21 protein-coding genes are annotated in these 23,074 nt (G+C 36.9%); 7 read left to right on the forward strand and 14 right to left on the reverse strand.

The genetic code is table 11. The features are described 5' to 3' along the window. Positions 1-18: 18 nt before the first annotated feature. The 10 genes from ACFX4W_RS17565 to ACFX4W_RS17610 form a co-directional block, all read right to left on the reverse strand. Positions 19-480, reverse strand: a complete 462-nt coding sequence (locus ACFX4W_RS17565) for a flagellar protein FlgN (protein ID WP_241771338.1) — start codon at positions 478-480, stop codon at positions 19-21. 21 nt (positions 481-501) lie between these two features. Then, a complete protein-coding gene (gene flgM, locus ACFX4W_RS17570) occupies positions 502-756 on the reverse strand; it encodes a flagellar biosynthesis anti-sigma factor FlgM (RefSeq protein WP_014457790.1) in 255 nt (84 codons plus the stop codon). Positions 757-915: 159 nt separating this feature from the next. Beyond that, the gene (locus tag ACFX4W_RS17575) at positions 916-1,329 is read right to left on the reverse strand and encodes a TIGR03826 family flagellar region protein (protein WP_162215092.1); all 414 of its coding nucleotides are present in this window, start codon (positions 1,327-1,329) and stop codon (positions 916-918) included. 61 nt (positions 1,330-1,390) lie between these two features. Next, entirely contained in the window at positions 1,391-1,888 is a 498-nt protein-coding gene (locus ACFX4W_RS17580; protein WP_280560580.1) for a ComF family protein, read from the reverse strand. A 191-nt stretch (positions 1,889-2,079) separates the two neighbouring features. After that, on the reverse strand, positions 2,080-3,570 hold the full coding sequence (locus tag ACFX4W_RS17585) for an ATP-dependent helicase ComFA (RefSeq protein WP_280560581.1): 1,491 nt from the start codon (positions 3,568-3,570) through the stop codon (positions 2,080-2,082). A gap of 97 nt (positions 3,571-3,667) precedes the next feature. Further along, on the reverse strand, positions 3,668-4,513 hold the full coding sequence (locus ACFX4W_RS17590; RefSeq protein WP_043977440.1) for a DegV family protein: 846 nt from the start codon (positions 4,511-4,513) through the stop codon (positions 3,668-3,670). A gap of 106 nt (positions 4,514-4,619) precedes the next feature. Beyond that, positions 4,620-5,057, reverse strand: coding sequence for a YaaR family protein (locus ACFX4W_RS17595; RefSeq protein ID WP_043977443.1), 438 nt, complete (start codon positions 5,055-5,057; stop codon positions 4,620-4,622). A gap of 113 nt (positions 5,058-5,170) precedes the next feature. Continuing rightward, on the reverse strand, positions 5,171-5,602 hold the full coding sequence (gene fliS, locus ACFX4W_RS17600; RefSeq protein ID WP_280560764.1) for a flagellar export chaperone FliS: 432 nt from the start codon (positions 5,600-5,602) through the stop codon (positions 5,171-5,173). Between the two features lie 422 nt (positions 5,603-6,024). After that, complete coding sequence (locus ACFX4W_RS17605; protein ID WP_013059772.1) at positions 6,025-6,708, reverse strand: response regulator; 684 nt, start codon at positions 6,706-6,708, stop codon at positions 6,025-6,027. A 77-nt stretch (positions 6,709-6,785) separates the two neighbouring features. Then, positions 6,786-7,934: a sensor histidine kinase gene (locus ACFX4W_RS17610; RefSeq protein ID WP_013059773.1), complete on the reverse strand. Its 1,149-nt coding sequence runs from the start codon at positions 7,932-7,934 to the stop codon at positions 6,786-6,788. 439 nt (positions 7,935-8,373) lie between these two features. Between ACFX4W_RS17610 and ACFX4W_RS17615 the strand changes: the two genes are divergently transcribed. Then, positions 8,374-9,009 (forward strand): YigZ family protein, encoded by a 636-nt coding sequence (locus ACFX4W_RS17615; RefSeq protein WP_013085443.1) that lies wholly within the window; start codon positions 8,374-8,376, stop codon positions 9,007-9,009. A gap of 195 nt (positions 9,010-9,204) precedes the next feature. Further along, complete coding sequence (locus ACFX4W_RS17620; RefSeq protein WP_013059775.1) at positions 9,205-10,203, forward strand: LCP family protein; 999 nt, start codon at positions 9,205-9,207, stop codon at positions 10,201-10,203. A gap of 38 nt (positions 10,204-10,241) precedes the next feature. Here the strand turns inward: ACFX4W_RS17620 and ACFX4W_RS17625 are convergent, their stop codons facing one another. Further along, a complete protein-coding gene (locus tag ACFX4W_RS17625) occupies positions 10,242-11,294 on the reverse strand; it encodes a glycosyltransferase family 4 protein (RefSeq protein ID WP_013059776.1) in 1,053 nt (350 codons plus the stop codon). Between the two features lie 629 nt (positions 11,295-11,923). Here ACFX4W_RS17625 and ACFX4W_RS17630 point away from each other — a divergent pair. Beyond that, entirely contained in the window at positions 11,924-12,457 is a 534-nt protein-coding gene (locus ACFX4W_RS17630) for an NfeD family membrane protein (protein ID WP_013085444.1), read from the forward strand. Between the two features lie 20 nt (positions 12,458-12,477). After that, a complete protein-coding gene (locus ACFX4W_RS17635; RefSeq protein WP_377559850.1) occupies positions 12,478-14,007 on the forward strand; it encodes a flotillin lipid rafts scaffold protein FloT in 1,530 nt (509 codons plus the stop codon). A 36-nt stretch (positions 14,008-14,043) separates the two neighbouring features. On the opposite strand, the gene ACFX4W_RS17640 is transcribed toward ACFX4W_RS17635, so the two are convergent. The 3 genes from ACFX4W_RS17640 to galU all read right to left on the reverse strand — a co-directional run bounded on the left by ACFX4W_RS17640 (position 14,044) and on the right by galU (position 17,231). Beyond that, positions 14,044-14,751: a WecB/TagA/CpsF family glycosyltransferase gene (locus ACFX4W_RS17640; RefSeq protein ID WP_013059779.1), complete on the reverse strand. Its 708-nt coding sequence runs from the start codon at positions 14,749-14,751 to the stop codon at positions 14,044-14,046. 66 nt (positions 14,752-14,817) lie between these two features. Further along, entirely contained in the window at positions 14,818-16,101 is a 1,284-nt protein-coding gene (locus tag ACFX4W_RS17645) for a nucleotide sugar dehydrogenase (protein ID WP_013059780.1), read from the reverse strand. Between the two features lie 245 nt (positions 16,102-16,346). Further along, on the reverse strand, positions 16,347-17,231 hold the full coding sequence (galU, locus tag ACFX4W_RS17650; protein ID WP_016765909.1) for a UTP--glucose-1-phosphate uridylyltransferase GalU: 885 nt from the start codon (positions 17,229-17,231) through the stop codon (positions 16,347-16,349). A 241-nt stretch (positions 17,232-17,472) separates the two neighbouring features. On the opposite strand from galU, the gene ACFX4W_RS17655 reads away from it, so the two are divergent. From ACFX4W_RS17655 to ACFX4W_RS17665, 3 genes are all read left to right on the forward strand, one after another. Next, positions 17,473-19,035 (forward strand): replication initiation protein, encoded by a 1,563-nt coding sequence (locus tag ACFX4W_RS17655; RefSeq protein ID WP_322552504.1) that lies wholly within the window; start codon positions 17,473-17,475, stop codon positions 19,033-19,035. Further along, positions 19,028-21,658: a DEAD/DEAH box helicase gene (locus ACFX4W_RS17660; protein WP_043977456.1), complete on the forward strand. Its 2,631-nt coding sequence runs from the start codon at positions 19,028-19,030 to the stop codon at positions 21,656-21,658. The genes ACFX4W_RS17655 and ACFX4W_RS17660 overlap by 8 nt, the downstream gene beginning before the upstream one ends. A 297-nt stretch (positions 21,659-21,955) precedes the next feature. Beyond that, on the forward strand, positions 21,956-23,002 hold the full coding sequence (locus ACFX4W_RS17665) for a C40 family peptidase (RefSeq protein WP_043977459.1): 1,047 nt from the start codon (positions 21,956-21,958) through the stop codon (positions 23,000-23,002). The last annotated feature ends 72 nt before the right edge of the window (positions 23,003-23,074 follow it).

Genomic DNA, 23,074 nt, shown 5'->3' on the forward strand with positions numbered 1-23,074 from the left:
TCTGCTTTCCTCCGTTCTTTATGCCTTCGAATTAAAAATAGAGTTGGACTGAAACGATCTATTATTTGTTTTTGTGTAATTGAACGAATCCTCTCGTTTCGATGGAACAAGAAGGTCTAGTTCGGTATGAATCAGCTGCAAAGACTGTGTGAGCAGCTGATTGTTTAAGTCATTTGCATACTTTATATCTTGAATTATATCTATTAGCTGTTTTTGAAAGGGTATCAAGATGGAGTACTCAGAGAATGAGGCTGCCATTTCTTCAATGGAGTGAGCAGCATGTCCGCTTTTTTCCATCGCCTCTATACGTTTTGTTTCCAGTGCAGAAATAGCAGCTATATGAGATTGCTCTTTTTGCAAAGAAGCCGTCAATGCCTTTACATCTTGTTTAATAATAAAGTTCGTTTTCTCTTTAACAATAACAGACAAACTTTTGTGAAGCGTTACTTGTTTTTCTAGTATCGTTTGAATTTCTTGCACGTTCAATCAATGTCAGTCCTTTTATTTTTTATAGAAATCTACAATACTTTTAGCAATTTCTTTTCCGTTAATTTCGTATGTTCCGCTGTTAATTTGCTGTTTTAGTTTCTCCAATTTTTCAAGTCTTTCTGGAGATGGTTCATTTCCCTGAAGTTTCTTCGCCTCAGATGAAATATGAATCTGATCTTGTGGATTCTTTTTAGAGACCTGTTCTGTTTTTTCTGATTGTTTTTTGTACGGATTTATTCCAAATAAGTTCGACGGGTTAATCTTCATCTCTCTCACCTCTTTTTATATTTGTATCCGTTATCTCTATTCATTATATCGGAATTTCCGCCTAAACCTTTAGCATCGGCAAGGAAGTTGAGACCATTTTCACAGTCCACCTTAAACATAGGTCTATAGATAGAGAATCTGCAAACACTCCGCACACTTTTACTCTTTTTTCCTTTCGTTAGAACGATAGGTGGGACGCGTCGGCTCTTCATTTGAACGAATTATCTCACGATTATGCTTTTCTAACCCATGTTTAATTTCTTGAGAGCATGAATGACAGAGTTTACCTTCTCGAATCTGAGCGTTGCATTGCATGCATGGATAGCTTATGTTTGGAAAGTTCATTAGCACTAATCGACCTTGTCGAATAAATTGATGAATTAACGAATCTGAAACGCCCGTTTCTTTCATTACTTCGTAAGTCGTTGCTGTACGATTTGCTCTCTTCTTCAAGAATGAAGAAACACGTTGAAACAGAGCTTCTTCTTTGTCAAAACATGATTTACATATGTTTATTGATCCACTTTTTACAAATAAATGACCGCATTCCCTGCAATTATCTAACGTTCCCATATTCGAAACTCCTCATTTGTTTTTTATTTTACTATCGGTCAAAGTTTTAAATTATACATCTTCATGCACGAATTAAAGTGAGCGAACGAACTGAACGTGCCCCAGCTTCCTGCAAACAATTTGCCGCTTGGCGCACGGTTGCTCCTGTTGTATAAATATCATCAATCAAGAGAAATTCTTGATTCGTAACCATTGAGGAATTGACTACTTTAAATTCCAGTCTTTCTGCCAGCCGACTTCGCCTATTTTTCTTTGATTGCTTTGTTCCTGAACAGCGAACAAGAGGCACTTCTATGTTGTCACTGATCAGTTCAGCTAGCGCTAAAGATTGGTTAAACCCTCTCTCATATAATCTCTCGTCCGTTAAAGGTATAGGAACTAGTATAGCTTTTGGATTACATTCTTTTTTATAGAACTTATACCACTGCTCCTTGAATGCTTGGATAATTTTATAATCTCCTTGAAATTTAAAACGTTCTATTATGCTTTGCATAAAATCATTGTACGTATAAAGAGAACGGTTGAAAAAAGAAGCATCATTCCATTTCTGACAGTCCATACATGTGTCTAGCTCATAATGAGAAGAAGCGAGGTCTGCAAGAGAACGGCCGCATCCCCTGCAAATGCTACTGGTGATGATGGGACATTTTTGCAAGCAAACAGTGCAAATTCTGTCCGTTGAAGAAGGTTTTAACAATGACCTCCAATCGAAAGAAGAGACAAGAGGTTCAAAACAAATCAGACATATTGTCATCGATCAACCAGCCCTTCCTTATAAGCTAGAGCATTCATATATTCAATATGCTCTTTTGCTTTTCGCATAGACAGAGACTGCCCATAATGAAAAAAGACCACGTCTCCCGTTGGAAATTGAGCACTCCTCCCCACTCTTCCTGAAATCTGAACAAGAGCACTTTCAGTAAAAATCGTTTCTTCTGCTCCCAATACTGCAACATCTATATTGGGAACCGTTATGCCTCGCTCTAATATTGTTGTCGTTACTAAAATAACGAGCTGCCCTTCTCTAAATTTCATTACTTTTTCTTTTCGCTGAGAATCTTCAGCATGGACACCGTCTACCTTTTCCGTCAGCTTCCTAATCATGTCTGTGATCGGAGCAATCCACTTAATTTGCGGGACGAAAATAAAGCATTGTTTTCCTTCATTTATTCTTTTTTTCAGCCATTTCTCAACATTAGCAGGCAAAGTATCTGTTTTCATTTTTTTCTTCCAATTGCCACACCATTCAAACCGAGGAACAGGAATAAGCATTCGATGATAGCGGGCTGGAATTTTGACTACTTGTTTTTTCCCTTGCTCAACGTCTTTTTTTAATGATTCATTTGGAGTCGCTGTTAAATAAATCTTTGATGCAGCGTGTTTAGCTGCTTTTGCAACAGCATAGTGCAGCATAGGCTCCGTCGAATACGGAAATGCATCTACTTCGTCAATAATCAACACATCGAATGCTTGATAATAATGCAGAAGTTGATGAGTGGTGGAAATAATAAGAGAGGATTCATGAAAACGGTCTTCGCTGCCTCCATACATAGCCAGCACAGACATATCCGGGAATGCCGATTGAATTCTTGGCTTTAACTCAATAACTACATCTGTTCTTGGAGTAGCAATACAGACTTTCTTTCCGCTGTTCAACGCTGCTTCAATACCTTTAAATAAAATTTCCGTTTTTCCTGCTCCGCAAACAGCCCAAATTAACAGCTCTTCATCTTTTTTTATAGCTTGAATGAGTTCATTTGAAGCAAGTTCTTGAGCTTTAGACAGCATCCCTTTCCAATTCATCACGCTGCTTTTTGGCAGAACATTACTTGTTGGTCCTTCCCAGTTTATAAAAGGTGTGCACTCACTTACTTTCCCCATCACAATACATGCTCGGCAATAGTAGCACTCCTGGTGACATCTACTGCATGGAAATGAAGCAAAATAAAAGGGGCTATCACTTCCACACCGGTTGCATTTATATCCATTTTCTTTCTGGGTAAGTGCTTTTTGATAGGAAATATATCCGTTTAGATAATGTTCATGAATGAGAGATAAAGGATAGGGATTCTGAGTTAGTAGAAGCTGCTTTCCGCTTAGAGAGCGCTGAAGATCTAAAGAGTAGGGGTATGAAGGATTTAAAGGCGGAGTTCTCCACGTATCGATTTTTGAGAGAGGAAAAGCAGCTGGGCTAGGTACTTGAACGGGATTTAGCAATTCTTGTTTAACAGTAAAAAGCATATCTTCATTCCTTTCGATGTTTATCGTACACATCTATATACGCAAAAAAAGGTGCTTTTTCCTGCAAAAAAACCAAATCAAATGATTTGGTTTTCGATTACTTTTTATACCACCCTATACCGATGGCACCTTCACCTAAATGCGTGCCAATCACAGCGCCAAAATAAGAAAGACTCCATTCAATATGAGGATATTCTTGTTCTAAGTCTCGTTGAATTTCTTTTGCTTCACTTTCACGATTAGAATGAATAACTACAGCTTTCATAGGTACATTTTCTTTTGCATCCTCATCAAGAAGCTCCGTGATTCGTTTTAACGCTCGCTTACGCGTACGAATTTTTTCAAACGGAACAATTTTTTTAGATTCAAAATGTAGCACTGGCTTTACTTGAAGCAGACTGCCGATAATAGCCTGAGCAGCATTTAGGCGACCTCCACGCTGCAAGTGAGATAAATCATCTACCATAAAATACGCACGCATTGATAGTTTCATCTCTTCAAAACGCGCAATGATTTCGTCAGGATGTTTATTTAATTGAACCATCTCGGCTCCTTCAATCGCATAAAAGCCTTGAACCATACAGCTGATTTCTGAATCAAATACGTGCACGTCAAAGTCTTCTACCATGCTACCTGCCGTCAAAGCACCCTGATACGTTCCGCTAATTCCACTAGATAACGTAATAACGATAGCAGCATCGAATTGATCTCGTTTTAACTGTTCAAACAACTCTACAAATTCTCCGATAGCAGGCTGAGAAGTGGTTGGAAGATTTTTTGCTTCTTTAATTTTTTCAAAATATTGATCTGCAGTCATATCTACTTCTTCACGATATGTTTCTTCACCGAAAATAACGCTTAGCGGCACCATATGTATATGATAGTTTGATCGAATTTCCTCTGATATATAGGCGGTACTATCTGTAATAATTGCTGTTTTCATAAGATAGGGATCCATCCTTTGTTATATAAAATAATTTCACTCTATTCTACAACATTTAGGATTAAAATGCATGTAACGAGAGGTTTACCTATTAGTAAAAGCTCCCTTACGTATACATATTAATTAACAAACCTTGAATTTCTCCAACCCGCTTGAGTAAATTTAAACTGTCTTTTTCTTTTTGAAGGATATCATTTGTCAAGTCAACTAGTTTCGTATCCACTTCTTTCACTAACTTATATACTTTAGTCGTTCCTCTATGATTAAATCCTCTTTCTTCATGAAGTTCAAAGCCATTTTTAACGACTTCGTTCATAAACTGCTTCACAAGCGTCTTATATTTCCGCAAAGAATCAATAGTTTGACTTTTCACTAACTGCTTTCCCTGTTCTTCAACTTTATTTATCACTTGAGTTAAATGTTCATAGGTTAGTTCTTTTTGTTTCTTGGCCATTACTCCTGTAAATGAAACCGAACCACTTACTTCTTTTTCTCTAATGAGATTCATGGAAGAAGAAAGACTGTTAATTCGCTGTACCTCCACTATGTATCTCTCCTTTCTCTGTTAGTATACACTCCATTCAATTTAGACTTTTAGATGTGCTAGCTGAAAGTTTCGAGAGGCATCTGATGCGTGGATATGATGATGATTACCCTTTAGCTAATAGTGATGCTTATGTGCTGTTCATAAGAAGACAGCTTGTTTTTTCGGAGCGAAGAGGTAACTTTAGGCTTCGCTTTTAACACTTCATTCCAAGCGTTAGAAAGCTTCTTCATCATTTGTTGAACTTCATATAAAATAAACGTATCTTTTTTAAAATTAGCCATAATTAATCGCTCAGACATATAGTTGTACAGGGTATCTAACTGCTCTGCAATGATACCTGCTTGATATGTTAAGCCAATTCCTAGCCGATATAAAATATCGTTGCACTGTTTAATTTTTTCATTCGCTGTAAAATAATCGCTGTGTTGAATTGCTATAACAGCTTCATCAATATTTTGAATGAATTTTTCATACATCATAGCTGTTAGCTCTTGCGGAGATTTATGATAGATTAATTCTTCCGTTATAAAATTCAGCTTCATCACCTTCTTGTCTTCTTTAAATCAGTTTTCTATTTATTTCACTAAAAGCTAACTTATAAATTTTTAAAGGACACCAGTTGAGGTTTGAATAAATTCTTCTAAGACCTCATATGTATCTGAATGTATTAAAGACCTTTTTTTACAAGAGCATGCATCAACTTGATGGACATTATTTTGAGGTATGAATGCTTTCGTCGAAGGTTGTAGGATCCTTAAGATTTCCTTTATGCTTAAGCGAAGTTAAAAGACGAGTAAATGTGTAAAGGTATCACCCTTTTCCTTCCTAAAAGATATTTTCTCCCCTTAACTTATCGGTTGTTTTACTCTCTCATTAAACATGACTTTTTACCTACAATTTCAAAAAAATTTATAAAAAGAAAAAAAAAGTCCGATATACCTAGTTGTATATCGGACTTTTGAACTTATCTTACTTCTACCCAACCGTTTTTGATTGCCACAACAACAGCTTGAGTACGATCATTTACATTCATTTTTTGCAAAATATTACTCACATGGTTTTTAACGGTTTTTTCACTAATATATAATGCTTCTCCGATTCCTCGGTTACTTTTACCATCAGCTAACAGTTGTAGCACTTCGCACTCACGACGTGTTAACAAATGTAGTGGACGGCGAATCTCAATTGGTTCGTGCGGATAAGAAGACGATTGTCCTTGAGCTGCTAGTCGACGGTACTCTTTTACTAAACTATGCGTTACTTTCGGGTGTAAATATGAACCACCTTCTGCAACTACTTTCACCGCCTCAATTAACGCATCCGCATCCATTTCTTTTAGCAGATAGCCTCGTGCACCTGTTTGTAAGGCGTGAGTTACATATGTCTCATCATCATGGATAGATAAGATAATAACTTTAGCGTCCGGATTTACTTCTACAAGCTTTTTCGTAGCTTCTACACCATTTACAGCCGGCATGTTAATATCCATGATTACAACATCAGGTTGATGTTCTTCTACAAGGTCAATAACTTCGCTACCGTCGTCACCTTCTGCAACTACTTCAAAATCTTTTTCGAAATCTAAAATTCTTTTTACTCCTTCACGGAATAATTGGTGATCGTCGATTATGATAATTCTTGTCTGCATGTTTGATTCCTCCCCAAATCGAACAACAAATGTTTTACTCTATATTGACCCCTATTTATATACATATCTCTGCCTTTTTAAGCGGCTATAATCGGTACTTTAATCATAACAAGCGTGCCTTGGTTAATTTTCGAATGAACAGAAATAGTCCCATCTAACAAATCAACACGCTCTTTCATTCCTATTAAGCCGAACGAATTCTCTTTTTTCTCTTCTTGATTAAAACCGCAGCCGTCATCTTTGACAAGCAAAATAGCGTGTTCATTGTTGAACTCTATCTTCACTTGGATTTCCGTCGCGTCTGCATGTTTTAATGCGTTCGTTACAGCTTCTTGCACTAGACGAAACAGTGCTACTTCTAATTTTGAAGCAGTTCGCTTCTCTTGTCCAATGGAAATAAACGTAATCCGAGGCTTGCCCTCGTTATAATCTTCGATTGTATCAAGATATTTACGCAGCGTCGGAATTAGACCTAAGTCGTCAAGTGCCATCGGTCTTAAATCATATATAATTCGACGCACTTCGTATAGGGCAGAACGAACCATTTTTCGTAAATCTCGAATTTCCTCCATTGCTTCTTTTGCACTACGTTCCCGGTAAATTCGGTCAATTAATTCCGATCTCATCATAACATTTGCAAGCATTTGAGCTGGGCCGTCATGAATCTCTCTTGACAAACGTTTCCGTTCCTCTTCCTGAGCTTCAATAATCCGAAAGCCAAAATACTCTTTTTGAATGGCATCTTCTACTATTTCCCCTACTTGTTTTAAATCACTTGTTAAATAATTTAACACAACGGAAATTTGACCTACTAGGTGATCTGCACGTTTAATCGTTTCTTCTAATGTAAGCAAGCGTCTTTCTAGTTCATCTCGACGATTACGCAGCTGATATTCGCTTTGCTGATTCATCAGCAGCTTGGTTTGTAATTCGTGTGCTTTTTCATAAGCGTCTTTTACTTCAGGCTCTGAATAAATTTGAAAATGTCGGCTCACATCAGACAAACGCTTTCGAGCCAACCTTGCCTGAGTTTCCAATTTATCGCCTTGCTCTATCGTCTCAAGAACTTTCCCTTTTAACACTTCTAACTCTTCTTTTATTTGCTGATATTCTTGTCTGGCATCTTCAGAAAGACGATAGACTTCATTTTTACTATCTCCCACTGTGCCAATAATCTTCTCAAAAATTTCATCAAGTGCCTTACTTGTTAATTTATGTTTCGACATTTACTCACCCCAAACTATACTCACATTCGGAGAAATGTCTATACGTTCATGCTATATATAGTATTCGTATGACCTATCTGAATTGTGAGGATAAGATCCATATTTTCTCCCTATCTGACTTTTTATATCCAAAAAGTAACGGTTGTTTTTAGTACCCTCAAACTCGACATCAATCGACGCTTGACTCGCGTTATTTGAATAGATTACCATTTACGCTCACTCTTCAACAGTGACTAACTGCCTGTTTAAACCATTTCATTATTTAGCTATACAAGCCTGCACACTCTTTTATTATAACGTATATTCTGTATAGCTTGTTCAAGTGATGTTGAATTTGATTAATTGATGTCTTTTCATAAACATTTTATACTAATAGCAAGTAAACAGTACGTAAATACCCGTTTTTCTTCTATTTATAACGCTAAGGAGGATTTTTTGATTGTTATCACAATATTATACCGTAAAACAAGAAGGTTCACATGAAATCACTATTCAAAAATCTAGATTCATTTGTCATATGAAACGTGTAACAACTGAGGAAGAAGCTCAGCAATTTATTCAAGACATTAAAAAACAGCACTGGAATGCTACTCATAACTGTTCAGCTTACCTAATTGGAGAACGAGATCAATTTCAAAAAGCAAACGATGATGGAGAACCAAGTGGAACAGCAGGCGTACCAATGTTAGAAGTCCTTAAAAAAAGAGGCTTAAAAGATACGGTGGTCGTCGTTACGCGCTATTTCGGAGGCATTAAATTGGGCGCAGGTGGCTTGGTGCGCGCATATGGGAAATCTGTTTCCGAAGCGTTAAATGAACTAGGTACAGTCAAACGAACTCTCATGGCGGTTATGCACACAACCGTCGACTATACATGGCTTGGAAAATTAGAAAATGAGCTTCGCAGTTCCGTTTATCTATTAAAAGAAATCCACTACGCAGATATGGTAGAGATTGAAACATTTGTAGAGGAAGCTCAAACAGAAGCATTTACTGAATGGATGACCGAGCTAACAAACGGCCAAGCAGATATTCGAGCAGGTGAGACGACCTATTTAGAAGAAGATGTAGAATGAATTATTTACTCTTATTAAAAAACATTGTACAATTGATAAATAGCGCAACTATTCTGATGGTTGCGCTACTTGTCAATGAGTAAAAACCTCGTACAGATGCATAGCTTTGACGAGTTTGATTCATACATTCCAATTTATAACACATACTAAGTGTCACAATAAGTGTTCGAATATACGAATAAAAGGAGAAACCGTATGGCTCAATATAGACGTTTTCAAAAAAGAGTAAACAAACGGAAAAGAAAACGAAGGCTTTTTACATTTTTTCTGTTACCTATCCTTATTTTAGGGCTTTCTGCAACCGCTTATGGCTCTTATTTGTTTGTTAAAGCTAAAACAGTAGCTTCTGATTCTTATGAAGGACTCGGAGATCGCGATAACTCTCCTATGCGTGATCGTAAAATCGATCCCAAAAAAGATGATATATCCATTTTATTTATGGGCGTAGATGATAGTGAAACCAGGAAATTCGGAAAATCAGCCCGTACGGATGCTTTAATTTTGGCGACCTTTAACGAAACCAATAAAACCGTAAAGCTTGTAAGCATACCTCGAGATTCGCGGGTTTATATACCTGAAGTGAACAGAAAAGATAAAATTACTCATGCGCATGCTTACGGAGGTCCAAAAGCAACTGTAGAAACGGTAGAACAGCTGTTTAATGTCCCTGTTGATTACTATGTTAAAGTGAATTTTAAAGCTTTCACAGACATTGTAGACTCACTTGGGGGAATCGATTTTGATGTACCTTATGCGATGAGTGAAAAGGACTCAAAAGATCGTCATAATGCTATTGTCTTAAAACCAGGAAATCAACATTTAAATGGCGAAGAAGCGTTAGCTGTTGCTCGAACACGAAAACAAGACAACGATATTGAGCGAGGAAAAAGACAACAGCAGTTGATTGAAGCTATGATTAAAAAAGCTGCTTCCATTGGATCACTAAATAAATATGGAAATCTTATCGAAGCTGTTGGCGATAATATGAAAACGAATTTAATGTTCGGTGAAATGCTTTCGTTTTATGATTATGCTTCGAAAAAAGTAGACATCGAAACCATTAACTTAGACGGCAGCGATGAAAAAATTAACGGCGTGTACTACTTTAAACTAGACAATGATTCAGTGGAAAAAGTAAGTGAAAAGCTCCGCAAGCATTTAGGCATTGAATCAACTTCAGATACAACAGAATAATTAAAAAGACCTCTTGGATATCCAAGAGGTCTTTTTAATTAATTTTTTAAACGAAGTCCACGAACCATGTTGAGAATTGGCCTATATGTCTTATCAACTAGTCCTATCTTTTCAACGATAATTTCAATCGCTACAAGGAGGATAGCTAGTACAAGAAAAGACCCCCACATTGTTTGTACCTTTGAGAAGATAACTGCCGCTAAACCAAATATCGCACTCATTCCATAAATAATTAAAACCGTTTGTCTATGGCTGTACCCTAAGCGCAACAAGCAATGATGCAAATGAGATTTATCAGGAGCCGATAGCGGTTGATTTTTTACGATTCGGCGAATAATAGCAAAGAACGTATCTGAAATTGGTACCCCTAAAATAATAACTGGAACAATGAAGGAAATAACCGCTACATTTTTAAATCCTAACAGAGACAATACAGAAATCATATAACCTAAAAATAGTGCTCCTGTATCACCCATAAAAATCTTAGCGGGGTGAAAGTTGTAAAATAAAAATCCGAGCGTACTTCCCAATACGATGAAACCCATGCTTGTCACAAACACATTGCCCATCATAATAGCCATACCCGAGATGGTAATCAATACAATAGAGGAAACGCCGGCAGCTAATCCATCCAATCCATCAATTAAATTAATAGCATTGGTAATTCCTACAATCCATAATACCGTAATTGGAATACTTAACATTCCGAATTCTAATTTTCCGCCAAACGGCAAGTTAATGAAGTCAATTTGGACTCCACCGTATACAACAACAATTAATGTCGCTACTAGCTGACCGCCTAATTTGATTTTAGCGGATAGCTCAATCATATCATCTAAGACACCGGTAATGATGATAATGATGCTTCCGATTAAAATCGGCAGCGCATATTTACTGTCAGGCTGTAAAACGAGGTATCCAATAAGAAAACTAAAAAATATCGCCAAGCCTCCAAGGCGAGGCATAATTTTTTGATGAACTTTTCGTTGATTTGGTTTATCTGTTGCACCTATTTTAAACGCCAGCTTCTTAACCAGCGGAGTGATCAGAATAGATGTAATAAAACAAATAAACAAGGTCAAATATAGCATGGAGACCCTCCTCAGGTTTATGTTAACCAAAACCATAAAAAATGTATCCAACTTTATATAATTGGATAGTATTTCAAATTGCGTATAACAATAATTACTTACTTATTCCCAAAATGGATTATATCACAATGATTCTACTACTTAAATAGAAATTTATTCTCAAAAATTAGCACATTTACAAACTATCAATAGAAAAGAACTGTATTTTTTGGTGTATAAACAGCTGATTTACTTTATTCTTATGTGGTTATTTTATGTAGAACATTTTCTTTACTATACTTTATTAAAATATAAGCGAACTCCCCCCTTTTCGTCTAATTTATTCTTCATCTCTAACTCTTTTTCCTTTTTATTAAGCATATTTAAACCTTTATTTTTATTTCACATGGCCCCACTCATTATATGAACAAACTTTTGACCTATGCATATCCACTATTTCAAACCACATTCACTGAATCGTTGTCCTTATCTTATATCATTTAAAAGTTAAAATATAGTGAAATGGATAGAGATAAAATTAAACAAAAAAAGGAATTTTATCAAAAAAATGAAACTTTTTTTGATGGGGTTCGTAATACATAGTAGGAACAGCATCAATCATCTTACATAAAGGGGGTGTTGAATGAACTATGTTCGGTCTATCTGTTCAAACAGTGTATTTGTATGGATTAATTATCTGCGGAAGTCTCACCTTCTTATACATTTTATTTAGCGATTTGTTAGATGGATTATCTGAAGCGATACCTTTTTTTAACCCCACTCTTCTTTTTTCTTTTTTAACATTCTTTAGTGCCAGTGGATATTTGTTCGCCTATACGTCATTGCAAAATTATTGGATTATTTCGATTTCCGCTCTTATTGCCCTTCTACTCGTTATTTTGCTCAACGTTTTTGTATTGATTCCTTTATCATCGGCTGAAGAATCTCTTGCTTTTACTGAAGATTCGTTAAAAGGAAGACTTGGTACCATTATTACTTCCGTTCCTGCAGATGGTTATGGAGAAGTATTTATCGAAGGGGTTAGCGGCACTATCTCTAAACCCGCTGCCAGCTTTAAAAACACTGCTATACCTTTAGGCAGCAAAGTGCTTGTTGTAGATATACAAAGGGGCAACGCACTCGTTGTGATTTATGAAGAAGTTATGACCAATCACTCATTATAAATAGTATTAGGGGGAGTTTTATGTTTTCAACACCTATATTAGTTGTCGTTGGAATTGTTGTTTTTTTATTAATTGCGCTGATTGCCGTATTTATTACAAAATACCGTACAGCAGGTCCAGATGAAGCGTTAATTGTAACAGGAAGCTATCTGGGAAATAAAAACGTGCATGTCGATGAATCCGGAAACCGCATTAAAATTGTTCGCGGAGGGGGTACGTTTGTGCTGCCAGTTTTTCAGCAGGCTGAGCCTCTGAGCTTGCTGTCAAGCAAACTGGAAGTATCTACACCTGAAGTATATACAGAACAAGGTGTTCCTGTTATGGCTGATGGGGTATCAATCATCAAAATTGGAGGTTCTATTTCAGAAATTGCAACGGCCGCTGAGCAGTTTTTAGGCAAAGCAAAAGAAGATCGCGAAACCGAAGCTAGAGAAGTCTTAGAAGGTCACCTTCGCTCGATTCTTGGTTCTATGACGGTAGAAGAAATTTATAAAAACCGTGAAAAATTCTCTCAAGAAGTACAGCGCGTAGCTTCACAAGATTTGGCTAAAATGGGATTAATTATTGTATCGTTTACAATTAAAGACGTTCGGGATAAGAACGGCTATCTAGAATCTCTAGGGAAACCTCGTATTGCTCAAGTTAAGCGAGATGCTGACATTGCAACAGCGGAAGCTGAAAAAGAAACAAGAATCAAGCGTGCTGAGGCTCATAAAGATGCCCAAAAAGCGGAGCTTGAGCGAAATACAGAAATCGCGGAAGCTGAAAAAATGAATCAGTTAAAAACCGCTGAATATCGTCGCGAACAAGATATTGCCAAAGCTCGTGCTGACCAAGCATATGATCTAGAAACAGCTCGCGCGAAACAAGATGTAACAGAACAAGAAATGCAAATCCGCATCATTGAACGTCAGAAACAAATTGAGTTAGAAGAAAAAGAAATTCTTCGTCGTGAGCGTCAATACGATTCTGAAGTAAAAAAGAAAGCAGATGCAGATCGTTACTCTGTTGAGCAATCCGCAGAAGCTGAAAAAGCAAAACAGCTTGCTGAAGCAGACGCCAACAAATATCGAATTGAAGCAATGGCTAAAGCTGAAGCTGAACGCGTTCGAATTGATGGTTTAGCAAAGGCTGAAGCTCAGCGTGCCCAAGGTGAATCTGAAGCTGAAATTATCCGCTTAAAAGGTTTAGCTGAAGCTGAAGCTAAACAAAAAGTAGCTGAAGCATTCGAGCAGTTCGGTCAAGCGGCTATTTTAGATATGATTATCAAGATGCTTCCTGAATATGCAAAACAAGTTGCAAGTCCTTTAGCAAATATCGACAAAATTACGGTTGTGGATACAGGAAGCAACTGTGAAAACAGCGGAGCTAATAAAGTGACTGGCTATGCAACAAACTTAATGTCTTCTCTTCAAGAATCGCTGAAAGCATCCTCAGGTATAGATGTGAAGGAATTGATTGAAAACTTTTCTGGAAAAGGAAATGTGCGACAAAGCTTGCACGAACTAACGGATGAAATCAAGCAGCAAAACAAGAAAGAAGATATCTAAAAATAAAAAGCATGCGGATTATATCCGCATGCTTTTTTAACCTCTTAACACTCGAAGAAGAAACCTAGGTAATTCTAACTGACGCTTCCATCTCCATGGTTCTTTTAACAGTCGATAAAGCCACTCTAAACCAAACTTTTGAAAAACAGCAGGTGCTCGGTTCAATCGTCCTGAAATAACATCGAACGAGCCCCCTACGCCTTGATAAACAGAAGGATTAAGTTTCTCTTTATGAGCAATAATCCAATTTTCTTGGGCTGGACTGCCTAAAGCCACAAAAACAATTTCTGCTCCTGAATCATTAATCGTACGTTCAATAACTTCTTCATTTTTTTCATAGCCATTTAATGTTCCAACAATTAAAATCCCTGGAAACATCTCTTCCAACTTAGCTTTGGCTTCATCTGCAATTCCAGGCTTGGCTCCGTATAAAAAAATTCTTTTACCGTTATTCGTTGCTTCTTTACACAGCTTCAGCATCATATCAATACCCGTTACACGCTCACGAATACGTCCCTTTTTGAGCTTTGAAGCTAAAATCACACCGATCCCATCTGGAATTTGATAAGTCGCTTGATTTAATAGTGACTTTAATTCCCTGTCTTCTTGTGCTTTCATAATTTTTTCAGGGTTGATTGCTACAATAAATGATTTTCGGCCTTTATCTATATCCTGAAGTAACTTTACCGCTAGCTCATCGTACGTGTCGCTACAAACGTCTATTCCTAAGATGTTTTCCTTCATTAAATCACCCGTATGTTGATTTTTTAGTTTTTTACAAACGAAAGACAGGCTGTTCAGCCCGTCTTTTTATAAAGTAGAAACTTTTGAATCACCAAGTAACACTACGTCAAAGCCTGCTGCTTTCCATTGATCACGCTGAATGCAGTTTTTCGTATCAAAAATAACTTTTGTACGCATGTGATTTTCAACAGCTGATGGAAGAAGCTCTTTGAACTCATTATGATCTGTTAAAATAAGAATCACATCCGCATGTGCAACAGCTTCATCCAAACTTTGCGTCTGACGTTCGATTTTATTCTCTTTGATATGAGGATCAAATGCTGTGTAATCAACGCCCAGTTTTTCTAAATGATGAAGTACATCCGTTGATGGACTTTCACGCATATCGTCAATATTTCCTTTAAAAGCTAAACCTAAAACAGCTACACGTCCATGTTGAATGCCCTTTTCATCTAGTAGGCTTTTCGTTTTCAATGCTGTATATTCAGGCATTGAATCATTTGTATGACGAGAAAGAGAAATAATTTTTGCTAGTTCTGGCTGAAGCTCCGTTAAGAACCAAGGGTCAACAGCAATACAGTGGCCGCCTACACCAGGACCTGGTAAATGAATGTTTACACGTGGATGATAGTTCGCTAACTTAATCGCTTCCCACGCATTTACACCAATTTTTTCACTGATTTTTGCCAGCTCATTTGCAAACGCAATGTTCACATCACGATATGTGTTTTCGATTACTTTCACCATTTCAGCTGTTGTAGCATCCGTTACGTGAATATTTCCTTTTACAAATGTTTTATAAAGCTCAACAGTCAAACGACTAGACTCTTCGTTAATACCACCGACAATACGGTCATTATTTACTAATTCCTCAAATACTTTTCCTGGAATAACGCGTTCAGGTGAATGAGAAACAAATAACTCACTGCCTAATTCTAAACCCGTTTCTTTTAGCACAGGTAGCATAACGTCTTCTACTGTACGCGGAGGAACTGTGGATTCTAAAATTACTAAATTTCCTTTACGAACGTAAGGAACAATCGATTTTGTCGCTTCTCGAACATAGTTCAAGTTTGCCGTTTTATCTTCATTAATTGGTGATGGTACAGCAATAATAAAAATATCCGCCTCTTCAGCTGTTGTGCCTACCGTGAAGTGGCCGTTGTCAACTGCTGATTCTAAACGTTCTTGTAAGCCGTTTTCTTCTATATGAAGTTGCTTATTTTTAATTAATTCTACTGCTTTTTCATTTACGTCGACACCATGTACATATAAGCCGTGATTGGCAAACATAACAGCTGTCGGTAAACCTATATATCCTAAACCAACTACACACAATTTCTTTGTCATTGCAGAAAATCTCCTTTATATGACATGCTTAATAAATAAAACCTATCTGATATTATATCGAAAAATGTCATTTCATGATAGCATTTATATAAAAACATGAAATAATTTCTTTTACTTATTATTATGTAACATTTTATGAGAATTCATCAATAAACGATATAACCATCTTTTGTACAACGAGCTCTAACCCAAAAGAACTATTGAAAATCTCCTTGATTCCCAATAGTTCCCTTAGTAAATATATTTTACATATGCCCTTCTTTTTCGACAATTTCTCTAAAATAGCTCACTAACTCTTCTCGCAGCGGTTCTCTTTGCAGAGCTAAATCAATTGTTGCTTTAATGAATCCAAATTTATCTCCAACATCATAACGCTTTCCTTCAAAATAGTAAGCAAGAACACGTTGGAATTCATTCAGACGTAAAATAGCATCTGTTAATTGAATTTCTCCTCCTGCGCCAATCTCTTCTCTGCTCAAGATATCAAAAATTTCCGGTGTTAAAATATAGCGCCCCATAATTGCATAGCCTGAAGGGGCCTCTTCTGGATTCGGTTTTTCAACGAGCGTTTCTACGTCTAATAACCCTTTTTCAAGAGGCTCTCCTTTAGGACCTACAATTCCGTACTTTGAAGTTTCTTTTCTAGGCACCTCCTGTACACCAACTACAGCGCATTCATATTTTTCGTATACGTTCATTAACTGTTTCAAACAAGGTGTTTCTGATTGAACTACATCATCGCCTAGCATAACAGCAAAAGGTTCATCTCCGATAAAACTTCTTGCACAGTGAATGGCATGACCTAATCCTTTAGGTTCCTTTTGACGAATGTAGTGAACATTAGCCAAATTCGAAATCCCCTGCACTTCTTCGAGCATGTCCCACTTTTCCTTTGCAGCTAATGTTTCTTCTAACTCATATGATTTATCAAAATGGTCTTCAATTGCTCGTTTTCCGCGACCGCTTACAATTAAAATATCTTCAATACCTGATGCTACTGCTTCTTCCACAATGTATTGAATCGTTGGTTTATCTACAATTGGCAGCATTTCTTTAGGCTGTGCTTTTGTAGCCGGCAAAAAGCGTGTCCCTAATCCAGCTGCTGGAATAATAGCTTTACGAATTTTCACTTACTTTTCCTCCTGTCAATGTCAATCGTGCTTATTGGTTATAGTATAGTAAGTCTGCGATTGAGTATGTACACAAAGTCATGTTGAATCCATTTCTTTTTATAAAGAGTCATGTTGGATTCTGCTTTATCATAACAAAAGATTTTGTATAATTCTATTTTTATCATTTATAATGAAAAGAAAATTAATCACTTATAAATATAATTTTATGCTCCACTTATGTATAGAAAGGAATGGGATTATGAGTTCGTTTTCAGATCACTTACAGCACCAATTTATACAGCATTTCCCGTACAGTGATGCACGCTATCGCACAAATGCCCAAGCAGGGCTAGACCTTTACCGTACCCATTCATTCTTCATTTTGCACAATGATGCACAGATATTAAACGTTAAAATCGATTCGTTTTATGTGGAACTAAACAAGCAGTTGCTCCCTGAAAGTACCTGTTCTTGTCAGCATAACGGATTTTGTGAACACTGCTTTGCAGCGTTTTTTTATATGTACTCATTAATAGAACCGCTTGCGCCTCTATTCAAAGAATGGCGAAACCATGAAAAAGCAGCTTTGACTATGCTATCTGCCAAACAAGTGTTAAAAAAGCCGAAGGCAACTTTTCAAGAGTGGAGACAAACTTTTGAGGAGCAGTATACGCTTTTTATGCAGGGGCGGAACGAAAATGACCGTTCCATTTATCATGAATATTATCAGTACTATTACCGTGCTTTAGTGAAAAAGGCTCCTGAGCACCCATTGCTTTATGCTTTATTTTGTATGTATGGAGCGGTTCATACATTCTATAAACTATCAGCTCAATTACAGGCACATCAGCTTTCTACTAACATCGAGGAATCATTCGTATATAGTCACGTCTACAAAATAACAAATGAAATTTATGCTACCGCTGATTCGTTAAAGCAAATGAAATACGATGGAGATGCATTATCTATTATAGAGGACAGCATTCCATACATCCGAGAATTATTGCATAAAGATATGCCTTTACAATATGAACGTATTGAGATTTATCGCGTTATTTGGCAAAAAATCTTCACGTTAGAAAAGTGGCGAAAAATTGAGGAAAGCAAATTAAAAGCTAAGTACGGTTCTTTTATAAACAATACAGCTCTTTCCTATCTTTTATTCCTTCAAGAAAAAGATGGCGAAGCAAAAGAACGTTTGAGCGATGAAACACTACAAATGATTCCCTATCTTATTCCTTGGTTAAATGATTTATTGCATGAAAAAGAAACTGACCGCTTTGCTCAGTGGGGCTCTTATATAATGACCTATATAGGAGATTACGTACGCACCGTTCCGACTACTTATCAAGGAAGCCGAAACATGGTCTCCATGATTGTAAATTTATTTGAGCACTATAAAGACTTAACGAACGATCAAACTTTGTATACTGAAGCATTGCAAACGTTACTTCCCTATAGTTTTATTGAATACAGTGATTTTCTATATGCTTCTGACCAATTGAAAAAGTGGGTTGAATTACAGGTGCTTCTTCAATATGACAGCATCAAATATGACGAGCAAACGATAGAAGCCTTAAAACAAAAAGATGAAAAGCTGGTTATTCCTCTTTATCATCAAATGATTTCAAAGCTGATTTATGAAAAAAAGAAAAGCAGTTATCAAGAAGCCTATATCTACTTACAAGAATTAAAGAGACTTTATCTACAAATGAATCGCTCTCTACTATGGGAACATTATATGGAAGAATTAGCGATAAAAACAAAGAAACAGCGCTCGTTTCAACAACTATTAGAAAAAGGAGATTTACTGAATGTTTGATTTGTTTCATTTAACACTTGAAGTCGAACCTGTACACGGTGACTTTTTTCTCTACTGTGTATCACCTAGCGGCCAAATTTTGCTCCCTGATACATGGAAAGATGCGCTGTTTCTATGGCATGAACAGACCTATTACGGAAGCGAAGCCACACAGGTTGAGATTAATGGGAAAAAAGGAATTCTTCTTTCTGCATGGCAAATGTTCACTTTCATACAATTACCTATTCAACAGCATGTGTTGAAACCGGCTTTGTCCGCTTCAGCGGAAGCTTATCAGCAAATTGCAGTCGATATGGCAAAGAGGATTATCAAAGGGAAATTTCATTCTCTTCCTTTAAAAAAACAAATGACTGGATCGCTTTCACAAGCTGATGAGCAAGAGTGGCGAGCACAAATTAAAGAGAACTTGTTAAAAAAAGAAGGAAAGGACTTTTTAATAAGCATAGAAGGCGAGAGCTATAATCCTCCCTTTGACCTTTCATTGCGTATTGTAGAGCCAACGACCGATGGAGATGTATGGACGGCTGAAACATTCGTGATTCCCCACGATGAAGCCAAAGAACCTTTTATACTTGGAAGAACGCTTCCTAAAGAGTGGAACCACTACGAATCATATATCGCTTACGAACACGAACGATGGAAAGCATTGGCTCCTACTTTATACCAAAAAGGAGCTTTTATTCAGTCTGTCCTAACAGATGAGGAAGTATGGGAATTTCTAACTCAAGATAGTGCAGCATTGATTAAACAAGGTGTCTCTATCCATTTGCCAAGCTGGTGGGAATCATTAAAAAAAGCCACCATCAAAGTATCTGGCACTATAGAAAATACTTCATCTGCATTATTTGGTAAACAAGCTATCAGCAGCTTCCGCTGGTCATTTTCTATTGGCGATCAAACTTTCTCAGAAGAAGAGTTTCGGAAATTAGTCGAACAAAAACGCCGATTATTATCTATTAACGGACAGTGGATTCAACTGGATTCTAGATTAATTAAACAAGCGCAGAAAATTGTTAAAGAAGCTAGTAAAAAAGGCGTCTCAATTCATGAAATTTTAAAAACGAAGCTAACCTACATGGCAGACAGTAAAACCGATGAAGAAGAGGTAAAAGTTGAGTTCCAACTACCCGCTTCCTTTCAATCATTTATTACATCCTTAACGGATTTAGAACGGCTGCCGGAAGTGCTGCCTCCCTCTGAATTTAAAGGTACATTAAGACCTTATCAGCAGCAAGGTTTGAATTGGCTCATGTTTTTGAGAAAGTTTAACTTAGGAGGATGTCTAGCAGATGACATGGGGCTAGGTAAAACCATTCAATTAATTAGTTATTTAACAAATATTCATCCGTTACATAGCTCTCCTTCTCTTATCGTTTGCCCAACTTCTTTAATTGGAAACTGGGAAAAAGAATTACAGAAATTTGCCCCTTCTCTTCGTGTTCATGTTCATTACGGGCCGAAAAGAACCAGCGGATACGCATTTGAGAAGATATGTGAAAGTACTGACGTTGTGATCACGACTTATCAAGTTGCTCTTTTGGATGTCGAATTGTTGAAAGGGTTTATGTGGAACAGCATTTCCTTAGACGAAGCACAACATGTTAAAAACCCGCAGACTAAACAGGCGAGAGCTATCCGTCAGCTGCAAGGAAGACACAAAATTGCACTTACTGGAACTCCAATTGAAAACCGTCTGCTGGAACTATGGTCATTATTTGAATTCATCAATCCTGGTTACTTAGGAACAATCAATTCATTTAAAAACCGATTTGTAGCAGGCATTGAAAAAGGCGAGAAACCTGAACGAACTGTTGAGCTTAAAGCACTCATTCAGCCTTTCTTATTGAGAAGAACAAAACAAGATAAAAACATCGCCCGCTCACTGCCTGATAAACAAGAACAAAAAGAATATATCCCGCTGACAGCGGAACAAGCTTCACTTTACCAGGAGCTAGTTCAAGGAATGCTTCAAGAAACAAAGGAAAAAACAGGATTTGAACGAAAAGGCATGATTTTGCAAACACTAAATAAGCTAAAATTATTATGCAACCATCCAGCTTTGTACTTAAAGGAAAGTACAGCTAAACAAACGGTACGGCGATCTCATAAAAGTCAAAAAATTATTGAACTCGTAGAGAGCATTCGCACACAGCAAGAAAGCTGTTTAATCTTTACTCAGTATATTGAAACAGGACTCATGCTGCAAAGAACCTTAGAAAAAGAAATCAACGAGCCAGTTTTATTCCTTCACGGGAGTTTGTCAAAAGAACAACGAGATGCAATGGTTGCTCAATTTCAAGCAAGGAAAAAAGCCATCTTTATCCTTTCTCTTCGCGCAGGTGGAACTGGATTGAATTTAACAGCTGCAAATCACGTTATTCATTTTGACCGATGGTGGAACCCAGCCGTTGAAAACCAAGCAACCGATCGCGCCCATCGAATTGGGCAGAATAAATTTGTTCATGTTCATAAGTTTATTACAAGAGGAACGATTGAAGAAAAAATTGATGAAGTAATCAATCAAAAACAACATCTAAACAATGAACTCATCCAAGGAGATCAATGGGTAACAGAACTTTCTAATAAAGAACTACAAGAGCTTCTTGCATACAGAAATGAATAAGAAAAATTATAAAATGTGTTACAACGTTACTAAAAAGAGGACTTTTTTACTTGTCCTCTTTTTTTATTAGATCATTCGACACAAAAAAATAAGTGTAAATCAATCTCCAGCTACTGATAAAGATACAAAAAACGCAATAAATAGCTTTTTTTGAATAAAAAGGTATTTTTATAGCGAAAAAGACCCTTTACTTTCTCTTTAAATTCCAGCATATTTATACATATAATATTTTTGTAATTTAATAGACATATTGGAAAAATAAACACGGAACATTTACATAATTAGGGGGATTTATTAATGAAAAAAAGGCAGCTCGCTTTATCTCTAGGCGCCATTGTTGGCGGGACATTCTTATATCAAGCTTCAGCTGAAGCATCTGCTTCAACTGTTCAAGTAAAAGCTGGAGATACACTTTGGTCATTATCTACCAAATACCATACAACGGTAGAAGCTTTAAAAAGCGTAAATAAGTTATCTTCAAATACAATTCACATAGGACAAACGTTATCGATTCCTTCTGCTTCAACCTCTCAACCATCTAATAAGGAAGAAAAGCCTTCAGCTCCTGCTACTGGTTCGACTTATAAAGTTCAAAGCGGCGATACCCTTTGGAAAGTTGCTACTCGTTTTAATATGAGCGTAGAAGAATTAAAACGTTTGAACGCTCTTTCTTCTAACATTATTTATATTAACCAAACGTTAAAAGTAAATGGAAGCAATAGCGCATCGACTCCAACTACGAGTAAACCAGCAGAAACTCCTTCTAAGGATGCAAACGGAACTTACAAAGTTCAGCGTGGAGATAGCCTATCTAAAATAGCTTCGACATTTCACATGAGCGTGAGTGAGCTAAAACAAATAAACGGATTAACGTCTAATACGATTTATGTAAATCAACAATTAAAGGTATCAAAAAGCAGCCAAACAACTACGCCAACAACAAAACCAAGTACATCCACACCTTCAACTTCTAACGGAACATTAAATGTATCGCAAATGATTTCAGATGCAAAACGTTATATAGGTGTTCCTTACAAATGGGGTGGCACAACTCCTTCTGGTTTTGACTGCAGCGGATTCATTTATTACGTAACGAAACAACAAATTTCTACAACGCGCTATACGACGGCTGGTTATTGGAGTGTATCAACACCCGTCAGTAATCCACAGCCTGGAGACTTAGTGTTTTTTAATACATATTCTAGCGGTCCTACACATATGGGCATTTACCTTGGTAATCGTCAATTTATTCATGCTGGATCTTCTACGGGTGTAACCATTGCAAGCTTAGATAACAGCTACTGGAGCAAGCGCTACTTAGGTGCAAAAAGATTTTCTAAATAATTGATAGAAGCTGAAACAAAAGTATTTTAGTTGAGGGAAGATCCGAACGAGTTTGATTCTTGATGGAGAATC

The organism is Priestia sp. YIM B13489 (assembly GCF_042787645.1).
Classification (GTDB): Bacteria; Bacillota; Bacilli; order Bacillales; family Bacillaceae_H; genus Priestia; species Priestia megaterium.